General features: G+C 66.8%; 12 protein-coding genes and 1 tRNA gene. 5 read left to right on the top strand and 8 right to left on the bottom strand.

Annotated features, from left to right (window positions below; translation table 11 throughout):
• Positions 1-500: 500 nt before the first annotated feature.
• The 6 genes from A3OM_RS0112135 to A3OM_RS0112110 all read right to left on the bottom strand — a co-directional run bounded on the left by A3OM_RS0112135 (position 501) and on the right by A3OM_RS0112110 (position 6,201).
• Positions 501-1,622 (bottom strand): branched-chain amino acid ABC transporter substrate-binding protein, encoded by a 1,122-nt coding sequence (locus A3OM_RS0112135; protein WP_026175977.1) that lies wholly within the window; start codon positions 1,620-1,622, stop codon positions 501-503.
• 76 nt (positions 1,623-1,698) lie between these two features.
• Positions 1,699-2,055 (bottom strand): DUF6867 family protein, encoded by a 357-nt coding sequence (locus A3OM_RS0112130; protein WP_018044027.1) that lies wholly within the window; start codon positions 2,053-2,055, stop codon positions 1,699-1,701.
• A gap of 190 nt (positions 2,056-2,245) precedes the next feature.
• A complete protein-coding gene (locus A3OM_RS0112125; protein WP_018044026.1) occupies positions 2,246-3,016 on the bottom strand; it encodes an ABC transporter ATP-binding protein in 771 nt (256 codons plus the stop codon).
• Positions 3,013-3,825, bottom strand: a complete 813-nt coding sequence (locus A3OM_RS0112120) for an ABC transporter ATP-binding protein (RefSeq protein WP_051074405.1) — start codon at positions 3,823-3,825, stop codon at positions 3,013-3,015. The genes A3OM_RS0112125 and A3OM_RS0112120 overlap by 4 nt, the downstream gene beginning before the upstream one ends.
• A gap of 104 nt (positions 3,826-3,929) precedes the next feature.
• Positions 3,930-5,258 (bottom strand): high-affinity branched-chain amino acid ABC transporter permease LivM, encoded by a 1,329-nt coding sequence (gene livM, locus A3OM_RS0112115; RefSeq protein WP_026175974.1) that lies wholly within the window; start codon positions 5,256-5,258, stop codon positions 3,930-3,932.
• Between the two features lie 25 nt (positions 5,259-5,283).
• Entirely contained in the window at positions 5,284-6,201 is a 918-nt protein-coding gene (locus A3OM_RS0112110; protein WP_018044023.1) for a branched-chain amino acid ABC transporter permease, read from the bottom strand.
• 314 nt (positions 6,202-6,515) lie between these two features.
• Between A3OM_RS0112110 and A3OM_RS0112105 the strand changes: the two genes are divergently transcribed.
• The 3 genes from A3OM_RS0112105 (at position 6,516) to A3OM_RS0112090 (ending at position 8,330) form a co-directional block, all read left to right on the top strand.
• Positions 6,516-7,142: an acyl-homoserine-lactone synthase gene (locus tag A3OM_RS0112105; RefSeq protein ID WP_018044022.1), complete on the top strand. Its 627-nt coding sequence runs from the start codon at positions 6,516-6,518 to the stop codon at positions 7,140-7,142.
• A 79-nt stretch (positions 7,143-7,221) separates the two neighbouring features.
• Positions 7,222-7,413, top strand: coding sequence for a hypothetical protein (locus tag A3OM_RS0112100; RefSeq protein ID WP_018044021.1), 192 nt, complete (start codon positions 7,222-7,224; stop codon positions 7,411-7,413).
• Positions 7,414-7,697: 284 nt separating this feature from the next.
• Positions 7,698-8,330, top strand: coding sequence for a PRC-barrel domain-containing protein (locus tag A3OM_RS0112090; protein ID WP_018044019.1), 633 nt, complete (start codon positions 7,698-7,700; stop codon positions 8,328-8,330).
• A gap of 269 nt (positions 8,331-8,599) precedes the next feature.
• Here the strand turns inward: A3OM_RS0112090 and A3OM_RS0112085 are convergent.
• Positions 8,600-8,684: transfer RNA gene (locus A3OM_RS0112085), tRNA-Leu, on the bottom strand.
• A 115-nt stretch (positions 8,685-8,799) separates the two neighbouring features.
• Positions 8,800-9,105: a FliM/FliN family flagellar motor switch protein gene (locus A3OM_RS0112080; protein WP_018044018.1), complete on the bottom strand. Its 306-nt coding sequence runs from the start codon at positions 9,103-9,105 to the stop codon at positions 8,800-8,802.
• A 68-nt stretch (positions 9,106-9,173) separates the two neighbouring features.
• Between A3OM_RS0112080 and lipB the strand changes: the two genes are divergently transcribed.
• Both lipB and A3OM_RS0112070 read left to right on the top strand, forming a co-directional pair.
• The gene (lipB, locus tag A3OM_RS0112075; protein ID WP_043764675.1) at positions 9,174-9,896 is read left to right on the top strand and encodes a lipoyl(octanoyl) transferase LipB; all 723 of its coding nucleotides are present in this window, start codon (positions 9,174-9,176) and stop codon (positions 9,894-9,896) included.
• A 386-nt stretch (positions 9,897-10,282) separates the two neighbouring features.
• A complete protein-coding gene (locus A3OM_RS0112070) occupies positions 10,283-11,443 on the top strand; it encodes a PepSY-associated TM helix domain-containing protein (protein WP_018044016.1) in 1,161 nt (386 codons plus the stop codon).
• Positions 11,444-11,571: the final 128 nt, after the last annotated feature.

Below are 11,571 nucleotides of genomic sequence, written 5' to 3'. Positions count from 1 at the left end.
ATGCCCTACGGGTTCTGTTCCGAAAGGCCAGCGCGCACTCCCTCTCCCCGCACGCGGGGAGAGGGAAGCGACGCCCCTGTCGTCAGCGCGGCGAGGCGGCAGCCGACGGTGAGGGGGCTTGGCTGGAGGAGCCATACCCGGAGTCACCCCCTCACCCTCGCCCTGCCGGGCTCACGCCGCCTCCCGACAAGGGGAGGACGACGTCCTCTCCCCGCCCGGCGGGGAGAGGGGGCCCCCGACTCTTCCGAAATCGGAGCGTGCCCTATGGGTTGTGTTCCGAAAGACCGGTGCGCATTCCCCTCTCCCCGCACGCGGGGAGAGGGCCGCGACGACCCCGTCGTCGACGCGGCGAGGCGGCAGCCGACGGTGAGGGGGCGCTTCCGGAGGAGCCATACCCGGAGAGACCCCCTCACCCTCGCCCTGACGGGCTCACGTCGCCTCCCAGCGAGGGGAGGACGACGTCCTCTCCCCGCCCGGCGGGGAGAGGGGTCGGCCCCGCCCTACGGGACCTCGTTGCCGGCGTAGTTGATGGAGCCGTCGGCGCCCTTCTTCCACATGTACATGACGTAGTCGGGCCGGGTGATGTCGCCCTTCTTGTCGTAGGAGATGTCGCCGATCACGGTGTCGAACGGCTTGCCCTGGTGCAGATGTGCGGCGAGCTTCTGCCCATCCGTCGATTTTGTCGCCTCCATCGCCTGTTTCAGGATCTGAACGGCGGCGTAGGAATAGAGCGTGTAGCCTTCCGGCTCGAACTTGATCGCCTTGAAGGAATCGATCGTGGCCTTGGCCTTGGGGTTCTTGCGGGCGTCGGGCGAGAAGGTCATGAAGGTGCCTTCGGAGCCGGGGCCGCCGACCTGCGCGAATTCACGGTCGGCGAGAGCATCCCCACCCATGAGGGGAGCCTGGAGACCCTGGTCGCGCATCTGGCGGATCAGCAGCCCGGCCTCGGTGTAGTAGCCGCCGAAGTAGATCACATCGACATTGGCCTGTTTGAGCTTCGAGACGAGGGCAGAAAAATCCTTCTCGCCGGGCGTGAGGCTCTCGGAGATCGCAGCGGACCCTCCCTTGGCCTTCAGCGCCTTCAACGTCTCTTCGGCCAGCCCTTTACCGTAGGTGCTCTTGTCGTGGATGAAGGCGACCTTCTTGCCCTTGAACTTGTCGGCGAGATACGCCGCCGCGACCGCGCCCTGCTGGTCGTCACGGCCACAGGTGCGAAACGTGTTCCAGTTGCCGCGTTCGGTGAACTTGATCGCCGTGGAGGCGGGGGTGATCTGGATGATGCCGGCCTCGATCAGCGCTTCGGAGACAGGAATCGAGACGCTGGAATTGAAGTCGCCGACCACCATCTTCACGCCCTCGCCGGCGAACTTGTTGGCGACCGACACGCCCTGCTTCGGGTCGGAGGCGTCGTCACCGACCGAGACGACGAGTTTCTCGCCGTTGACGCCGCCGGCCTTGTTGATGTCCTCGACCGCCTGAACTGCGCCGTTCCGGATCTGCGCGCCGAACGCGGCGCTCGGCCCCGTGATCGGCGCGATGACGCCGATCTTGATCTCGGCCTGCGCGGCACCCGCCAGCATCAGCGCACCCAGCGCCACGCTCATCGCCATCAGTGTCTTCATGGTCATTTCCCCTCGATCAGCGCGGCGGATTGAACGTGTCCCGCTTGGCGCATGGTTGCACGAAGATGTGTCGGGCTCACGTCCCTTGCCGGTCCCGCCAGGATAGCGGGCCGGTGCGCTCGTAGAGCCAGCGATACTGGGTGGTCATCTGCCGGGTGCGGGTGACCCGGTAGCCGAGCGCGCCTATGGCGAGGATCACCACCGCGTCGAGGGCGTAGCCGGCCGGCGAGAGCAGCGTGCCCGAGAACAGGGCGTAATGCAGGAAGCGCGAGACCGCCGCGATGGCGAGCCCCGCCAGCACGCACTGCCAGAACGGACGCCATCCCCTGGCGAAGCTGCTGCCCGCCATCCAGGCCGCCCCCCCGCCCATCGCCAGCGTGACGAGGAGGAAGATGCCGAGATTGGGCGTGTCGAGGGACAGGGTCTCGGTCATGATGCCTTGCCTACCGATGCCATCCGAAGCGGGACGCGCTTTCCCTCCCCCCTCAGCGGGGGAGGGTGGCCCGCGAAGCGGGTCGGGAGAGGGGAGCGACGGCTCCGGAGAGGGCGCCCCCTCTCCCGCCTGCTCCGCAGGCACCCTCTCCCGCAGGGGGGAGAGGGTGGGGGCGTCATTGCCAACCCGCTCAATGCTGGCCCCCTTCGAGATAGGCTGCCTTCACCTGCGGGTTGTCGAGGAGTTCGCGGCCCGTGCCGCTCATCGTCACCGCGCCCGTCACCATGACGTAGCCGCGATGGGCCAGCTTGAGGGCGTGATAGGCGTTCTGCTCGACGATGAAGACGGTGAGCCCCTCGCGCTCGTTGAGCTCGCGCACGGCCGAGAAGATCTGCTTCACGATGAGGGGGGCGAGGCCGAGCGACGGCTCGTCGAGCATGAGCAGGCGCGGGCGGCTCATCAGGGCGCGGGCGATGGCGAGCATCTGCTGTTCGCCGCCGGACATGGTGCCGCCGCGCTGGTCGAGCCGCTCCTTCAGGCGCGGGAACAGGACGCACATGCGCTCCAAATCCTCGGCGAAGTAGCGCCCGCCATGCAGGGCCGCGCCCATCTGCAGGTTCTCGCGCACGCTCATGCGGGAGAAGATGCGCCGCCCTTCCGGCGACTGGGCGATGTTGAGGCGCGCGATCTCGTGGGTCGCCATGCGGGTGATGTCGCGGCCCGCATAGGTGATGCTGCCGGTCCGTGCCTGCGGCTGGCCGAAGATCGTCATCATCAGGGTCGACTTGCCGGCCCCGTTGGCGCCGATCAGGGCGACGATCTCGCCCTCGTTCACGTGCAGATCGACGCCTTTCAGGGCCTGGATGCTGCCGTAATAGGCAGAGACGCCGCGCACATCGAGGAGCGGCGCCTGAAGCGCGCGGGTCTCCTCCACGAGGACGTTGATGCCGGCGACACTCATGCTTGCGTTCCCGTCAGGCCGACCTCGGCCTCCACCGCCGCCACCTCTTCGTCGTCGACGCCGAGATAGGCGGCGATGACGCGGGTATCGGTGCGGATGTCGTCGGGCGTGCCGTCGGCGATCTTGGTGCCGTAATCGAGCACGACGATCCGGTCGGAGATCTGCATCACCACCGACATGTCGTGTTCGATGAGGAGGACGGAGGTGTCGTACTCGTCCCGGATCAGCCGCAGCAGGGTGTTCAGCTCCGAGGATTCGCGCGGGTTGAGGCCGGCGGCGGGCTCGTCGAGGCAGAGCAGCACCGGATCGGTGCACATGGCCCTGGCGATTTCGAGCCGCCGCTGATCGCCGTAGGGCAGGTCGCCGGCGGCATCGTCGGCCCGCGCCGTGAGACCGATCCGGTCGAGCCAGGCGGCGGCCTTCTCGATTCCCGCCTTCTCCGCGCTGCGATAGGCCGGCAGGCCGAGAATGCCGAGGATCGAGAAACCCGAGGCGCGCATCAGCGGCTTGTGCATGGCCACCAGCAGGTTCTCCAGCACGGTCATGCGCGGGAACAGGCGGATGTTCTGGAAGGTGCGGGCGACGCGGGCGAGCCGGTTCACGTCATGGCCGGGCAGGCGCTCGAGGAGGTAGGTCTCCCCGCCCTTCTGCACCAGGCGGATCATGCCCTCGCTCGGCTTGTAGAAGCCCGTGATGCAGTTGAAGACCGTGGTCTTGCCCGCGCCGTTGGGGCCGATCAGGGCCGTGATGTCGCCGCGCCCGACCTTGAACGAGAGGTCGTTGACGGCGGTGAGGCCGCCGAACCGCATGGTCAGGTGGTCGACGATCAGCACCGGATCGGCGGGGCCACCGGGAATCGCGGCGGGGGGCTCGTCCTGCAAGGTGGCGAGCCGGTTGATGCCTGTGGCGAGGGTCATCGGCCGCGCTCCGCGATGGTGACGGAGGGCGTTCGCTCGGAGATGAGACCGCGTGGGCGGAACACCATCATCGCCACCATGGCGAGGCCGAACAGGAGAAGGCGGTACTCGTTGGGGTCGAACCCTTCGCCGAACACGGCCTTGAGGAAGCCGAGATTGCGCAGGAGTTCGGGGCCGCCGATCATGACGATGGCGGCGATGGCGACGCCGATCTGGCTGCCCATGCCGCCGAGCACGACGATGGCCAGGATGATGGCGCTCTCCAGGAAGTTGAAGCTCTCCGGTGAGACGAAGGCCTGCCGCACGGCGAAGAACGATCCGGCGAAGCCCGCGAACATCGCCCCCAGGGCGAAGGCGGTGAGCTTGGTGATGGTTGTGTCGATGCCGAGCGAGCGGCAGGCGATCTCGTCCTCGCGCAGCGCTTCCCAGGCCCGCCCGAGGGGCAGGCGCCGCATGCGCAGGGTCACGAGGTTGGTGACGAGCGCCAGGACCAGGATCAGGTAATACAGGAAGACCAGCCGGTGCATGGCGTTGAAGCTGAGCCCGAACGTGGCGGCGAACCCGTTCTCCCCCGCGGTGAAGGGCAGGCCGAAGAAGCTGACGCGCGGGATCGAGGAAATGCCGGCGGCGCCCCCCGAGAAGTCGGTCCAGTTGATGAGGACGAGGCGGATGATCTCGCCGAAGGCCAGGGTCACGATGGCGAGGTAATCGCCCCGGAGCCTGAGGACGGGGAAGCCCAGCAGCACGCCGAAGGCGGCGGCGAACAGGCCGGCCAGGGGCAGGCAGATCCAGAAGGACAGGCCGAACACGGTGGAGAGCAGGGCGTAGGAATAGGCCCCCACCGCGTAGAAGGCGACGTAGCCCAGATCGAGGAGGCCCGCGAGGCCGACCACGATGTTGAGCCCCCATCCGAGCATGACGTAGGTCAGGATCAGGATGCCGAGATCGATCCAGTAGCGGCCCTCGCCGAGGGACCCGGTGAGGAGGCTGGCGATTAGCGGCAGGGTGAGGGCGACCACGAGGGTGATGGGCGCGAGGATCGCGGCGAGGCGGCTCGCCCCTTCCACCACCGGCGCACGGGCGGCCCGCCGCCGCGCCCGCCCGGTGAGGTAGAGCTGCTGCAGGAGGCGCAAGCCGAAGATGGCGGCGCAGAGGGCGAAGACGGTGCCCCAGCGGCTGGTGATGACGAGGCCGATGCCCTGGCCGAGATCGGTGCGGTAGCTGACGATGGGCACGCAGAGGCCCAGCGTCACCAGGGCGAACAGCCCGGCATCCTTGATCAGGCCGGGCAGGGGAGAGGCCTCGGCGCGGGCGGTCGCGGCGATGGGGGTGGTCGAACCGGATGCCACGTCAGACCTTCTCCACTTCGGGCCGGCCGAGGATGCCCGAAGGCTTGAAGATGAGCACGACGATGAGGATGAGGAACGCGGCCACATCCTTGTACTCGATGGTGAAATACGCCGACCAGAAGGTCTCGATCAGGCCGATGATGATCCCGCCGATGACGGCTCCGGGAAGCGAGCCGATGCCGCCGAGCACGGCGGCGGTGAAGGCTTTCACCCCGGGCACGAACCCGTCCGAGAACGAGACCACGCCGTAATAGAGCAGGTAGAGCGTGCCCGCGACGGCGGCCAGGGCCGCGCCGAGGACGAAGGTCAGGGAGATCGTGCGGTCGACGTTGATGCCGAGCAGCGCCGCCATGCGCCGGTCCTGCTCCACGGCGCGCTGCGCCCGGCCGAACGGCGTCTTCTGCACGAGGTACCAGAACCCCGCGAGCAGCACGGCCGTGGTGATCATGATGATCGCCTGCTTGTAGGACAGGGTCACGGTGTATTGCTCGTTCTGGTAGAGCACGACCACGTCGCGCACGAGGGGCGGCACCGGCTTGTTGCGGGCGCCCTGCACCACCTGGACGAAGTTCGACAGGAAGATCGACACGCCGATCGCCGAGATCAGCGGTGCGAGGCGGAACGAGCCGCGAAGGGGCCGGTAGGCCACCCGTTCGATCGCCCATCCCCACAGGGCGGTCAGCGCCATGGCGATGACGAGCACGATCAGGAAGACCAGGGCGACGGAGGAGAGGCCGAGCCAGGTGGTGAGGATGAGGAACGCGATGAGCGCGATGAAGGCCGAGACCATGAAGACGTCGCCGTGGGCGAAATTCACCATGCCGATGATGCCGAAGACCATCGTGTAGCCGATGGCGATCAGGCCGTAGATCGACCCGAGGGTCAGGCCGTTGATGAATTGCTGGGCGAAGAATTCCATCGATGGGCTTTCGCGAATGGCATGCCAGATGGCCGCCCGGGGCTTTCCCGCGGCGGCCCACCGCCAGGATCGAGCGTGTTCGGCGCGGGCGAGTGTCTGCAAGAACGCTTCGGGGTCAATGCGGAAATCGCCACGGTCCGAAGGGATTGTCAGCCCTCGTCACGGTGCCGTCCCCGGAAAACGACGGCACGAAGAGACGAATACGCTCCGCCAGCACCCTGGCGTGGGGCAACTCGCCATCGACCCTACGGTTTCCCGTAGTACGCAGCGTCTCCCGGCACTGCCAGACATGCTCCGAAGACGGAGAGGCTGGCATGATCCACATCGTTACACCCGCCAACGAGACCATGTATCGCGACGAGATGGAACAGGCTTGGCGCCTGCGCCACGACATCTTCGTGACCGAGAAGGGATGGACGGACCTCGCCAAGCCGGATCGTCGCGAGATCGATCAATTCGATACGCCGCATGCCATCCATTTTCTGGCGATCGAGGAGAGCAGAGTCATCGGCTATAGTCGGCTTCTCCCGACGACACGCCCGCACCTGCTGTCGGACATCATGCCCCAACTGTGCGAAGGCGAACTCCCGCGCGGCAGCGATTGCTGGGAATGGACGCGGCAGGCGGTGGCGCGCTCGCACCGGGCGCGGGGCAAGGCGGTCAACCCGGTCTCCCTCGCTCTCCTCACCGGCATCGTCGAATGGGGAATGCATCACGGCGTGAACCGGCTCGTGCTGCAGATGCCGACGCTTTACCTGCTGCATGTGGTGCAGCTGCATTTCCGCGCCCGCCCGCTCGGCCTGCCCCACGCGATCAGCGGCGAGGACATCATCGCGGCGACCGCCGAATTCGACGAGCGCACCCTGGCGCGCCTGCGCAACGTCAGCGGCAATCCGGATTCGGTGCTCGCGCCGGCCTCCTACGCCTACCTCGCCGCCTGAGCGAAGGCCGCTCGACGACCCATCCAGACCATTTCGAAGAGGGGGCTCTTCGACAAGATGAAGAACAAGGGCTGACATCATGTACGCATCGGTGATCGAGAGAGACGAAAGTCTCGACTCGTTGGCAGGACATTGCATCGCGGCACGGACCATCATTGAGGCTTCGGGCACATCGGTGATGCGCCAATTGATCGACCTCCTGCTCTTCGAGATCGGCGTGGCCATGGCGAAGGCGACGGAGACCGAACAGCAGCCGGCACGCAGCAACTGACGCGGTGGAGGGTACGATCCCGCTCGGATTCGTGCCGTCTTGGTCCCGGCATCTCGAACCCGCTCCCTCGAACGAGGCGAGGACTCTGCCGACGGGCGCGGCCTCGCCATCGACATGGGGGACATGCGCACGGGCCCACCGCTCTCCTGGCGGAGCAATACCGACCGCATCCATGCCGGCGAGGGCAAGGACGCCATCGTCGGGGGCAGGGCAGGGATGAACCAGTATCCGTCCGCGCGTGTTGAGCCCCGGTAGATCGCTCCGGATCGCACGGAAGAACCCACATGCCGATACTAGCCCGCATCCTTGCGCTCATCCTCGCAGTCTCCGCAGGGCCGGCACTCGCGCAGGAGGGACAGGCGGCCGAGGGGCGGCAGGCGGCCAAGCCTGCCTTCCTCACGCAGGCGCCGCTGGGTAGTGTCAAGGTGTCCAGGATCATCGGCCTGCGCGTGGTCGGCCAGGATCACGTCAAGGTCGGTACGATCGAGGACGTGATGGTGGACGGCAGCGGCCGCGCTCAGGCCGTGGTGATCGATGTCGGCGGCTTCCTGGGGGTCGGTGGCAAGAAGGTCGCGGTGCCCTTCGACCAATTGGTGTGGAACAGCCACGCGAAGGCGGGGCAGGCACCGGACCCCTCCATCGTCAAGCCGAAGGACGCCCCATCCGAGGCCCGGGCGGCCGAGGTGAGGCCGGAGACCATGCCCGGCGCAAAGTCCGGCAACGCCGTCCTCAACGCGGAGACCACCGGCGACACCAACCAGGCCACCGGCCCAGCCGGCGCCGCCGTCACGACCGATGCCACGAAGGACCGGGCGACGGTCCAGATCGGAGAGCCGGTCGAAGCAGAGATCCGCCGCACGAAGGCGGAGCTGGAGGCAGCACCGGCATTCACCTATCCGACACAGACGGCGCCGTGATGCGTGGTTCGGGAATGGCCGCGACGATGCGGTCCGCTGGTTGAGACACCCGTTTGAGGCGCAACGGGAAGCCTCCGGTCAGTCACGACCGGGCGCCATGCGGATCAGACCGCCAGTAGAATCTCGCGAAGCGTGCCCGACATCGTCGGCCCCTAGCCGGGATCGAGGCAGCGCAGCGATATTCAGACCGATTTCGATGTAACGAGCCCGGAGGCACTCGAGCCTTCATCGGGCATCAGACGCTTTGGGGTACATCAACTCGAAAGAGTTGGTGCGGCCAAGAGGACTCGAACCTCCACCCCTTGCAGGACTAGCACCTCAAGCTAGCGCGTCTACCAATTCCGCCATGGCCGCATCGGTACCACCCGTTCCGCCGCGCTCTCCGCCGGAGGGCGGTGCGGGGCGTTTCGTGTGGCGCGGCGCAGCGGATAACAGATCGAATCTGCCACGACAAGCGCCGTCATGCGTCTCAGATGAGATCCACCGGTCCATCGAGGATCTGGACCGCCCCGTCGCCGATGGTCACGCCGGGCGTGCGCACCACTTCCGCCTTGCGGATCAGTTCGGTGATCTCCACCGAAATCCGGTTTCCCGTCACGACGATCTGGCCGCGGGCGATCGGGTGGTCGTTGGCGAGAATCTCGACCATATCGGTTTCCGTGGATTCGAGTTCGATCACGGCGCCGCGTCCCATGCGCAGCAGCATGTGGAGCGGCATGTGGCTGCGCCCGAGCACGACCGAGAGATCGACCTTGAGGTCTTCGAAAACTGCCACGCGCCACGAACTCCATCGGCCCATATCGGGCCTCACTCGACAGAGTGTTCCTGAGATATGGTGAAGCCTTGGTAAACGATGCCCCCCGCAGTGCCCGGCTTTCCGCCTCGACGGCCGATTTTCGACCGCGATCCGGCATGCGGCCGGTCCTGTGGCGGATCAGCGACACCCTAGTCCCCTACGACGAGGCGGTGGCGGCAATGGAAGCCCATGCCGGGCGGATCGCGAGCGGGGAGGCGGCCGAGATGGTCTGGCTGCTCGAACACCCGCCGCTCTACACCGCCGGCACCTCGGCAAAGACCGCAGATCTCGTCGAGCCCGACCGGTTCCCGGTCCACGCCACGGGGCGGGGCGGCCAGTACACCTATCACGGGCCGGGGCAGCGGGTGGCCTATGTAATGCTCGACCTCAACCGGCGCAGACCGGACCTGCGCGCCTACGTTTCCGCCTTGGAAGCCTGGATCATCGCCACCCTCGGCGCCTTCAACGTGCGCGGCGAACGGCGCGAGGACCGCGTCGGCGTCTGGGTGCGCCGGCCCGAGAAAGGGGAGGGGGTGGAGGACAAGATCGCAGCGATCGGTATCCGCGTGCGGCGCTGGGTGAGCTTCCACGGCATCAGCCTCAATGTGGAGCCCGACCTGTCGCATTTCACCGGCATCGTCCCCTGCGGCATCAGCGGCCACGGCGTGACCAGCCTCGTCGATCTCGGCCAGATCGTCACCCTGCCCGAAGTGGACATGGCACTGCGTGCCTCGTTCGAAGCGATATTCGGAGAGACGCAAGACGGATGAGGACGTGTGCAACACGGACACAGGGTCCGACATGGGATCGACGACGGTTGCGCAATACTGCTTTTTGCAGATTCAATGCCCCGGCGATCCCGCCAAAATATTGAATTATAATTTGTTTTATCGGATCGTCGCCGACAAAGCCTTCAGATAATGACCGTCGGCGCCCGGGCCAACACGATAAAACCATTCTCAATCAAGCATCGATTCGCTGTGACTTGACGACGGACAATTGACAGGCCCGTGGTCGCGTTTGTAGCCCTTGACTGAGCGTGGTCAGGCAGAGCGGCGATCCGTCTCGCGTAGCGCCGCCCGGCTCCGGTATCGAGCGTTGGGCCATCCGTTCCACGCGATCGTGACCGCACGGCTGTTCTGGTAGGCGCCCGCTCATGACGATCCGCACCGTTCTGTTCCGCCTGCATTGGCTGCTCGGTCTTACGGCCGGACTGGTCCTCGCCCTCGTTGGCGTGACCGGCGCGATGCTGAGCTATGAAGAAGCCCTGACGGAATGGGCGAACGGCGACCGCGCCTTCGTCGTCGCGAGCGATGCGCCCCGCCTCTCGCCCGCCGCCCTCAAGGCGAGGATCGAGGAGCAGCGGCCAGGCCTCACGGTGAGTTCCCTGATTCTTTGGGCCGATCCGGAGCGAAGCCCGCGCATCCGCTTCGCTGGCGATGCCAAGCTGAGCGCGCGACCGCCGACACTCTATCTCGACCCCGTCGACGGCCGCGAACTCGGCGAGATGCGGCTGGAGGGCGCTTTCGCCACGATCCGCAAGCTGCATCGCTGGCTGCTCCTGCCGGGGGACGGCAAGGGCTGGGGCCGCAGCATCACCGGCATCTGCACCATCGCCCTGCTCCTATTCCTGGGAACGGGGCTCTACCTGCGCTGGCCCAGGATCCATTCCTGGAAAATCTGGCTGAAGCCCTTCCTCAAGCGGCCCGGTCGGCCGCGCTGGTGGTCGCTACACAGCATCGCCGGGACCTGGCTCATTCCGTTCTACGCCGCCATCGCCCTGACCGGGCTATGGTGGTCCTACGACGCCTATCGAAACGCCGCGACCTGGCTGCTCACCGGCGAAACCCGAGCCGCGCGGGCGCCGCGCAGTCCGGGCGCACCCCCGCGGGTCCACGCGTCGGCCCTGGATATGGCCTGGGCGACCTTCAGCGCCAGCGAGGGGGCGGGCGCTCACATGGCTCTCATCGCACTCCCTGGGCCGGAACTGGCGACGATCCGCATCCGCTTCCTCGCCGCTCCCTCTGATCTGCCGAAGGCGCGCGACGAAGCGACGTTCGATCCCGTCACCGGCGCCCGCCTCTCTCAGACCCGATTCTCCGACAAGCCTTTGGGCCAGCAGATGGCCGAGAACATGCTGGAGGTGCATCGCGGGCGTTTCTTCGGCGGCATCGTCGCCTTCCTGTTCTTCACAGCGGCCCTGGCCATGCCGCTCTTCGCGGTCACCGGCCTCGTCCTCTACGTCCTGCGCCGCGGCGCCCGGCGCCGCAGATCGATGGCCGCGGCACCTGTCGGCGCAACGACGAGTCGCGCCTGATCTGATGGCTGGTCCCGGCGCGGTGGCCTGCCGCCAGTTTCATGGACATCGAGATCGGGTGCTTCAGGAGGCCGGAGATGGCCTGTGCAGGGAAAACGATCTGGGCGTGAATTCAAGATCGAGGCGGT

It is taken from the genome of Methylobacterium sp. 88A, assembly GCF_000376345.1.
Lineage (GTDB): Bacteria > Pseudomonadota > Alphaproteobacteria > Rhizobiales > Beijerinckiaceae > Methylobacterium > Methylobacterium bullatum.
Note: the sequence above shows the minus strand (reverse complement) of the source record. Positions and strands in the feature narration are given on the sequence as shown.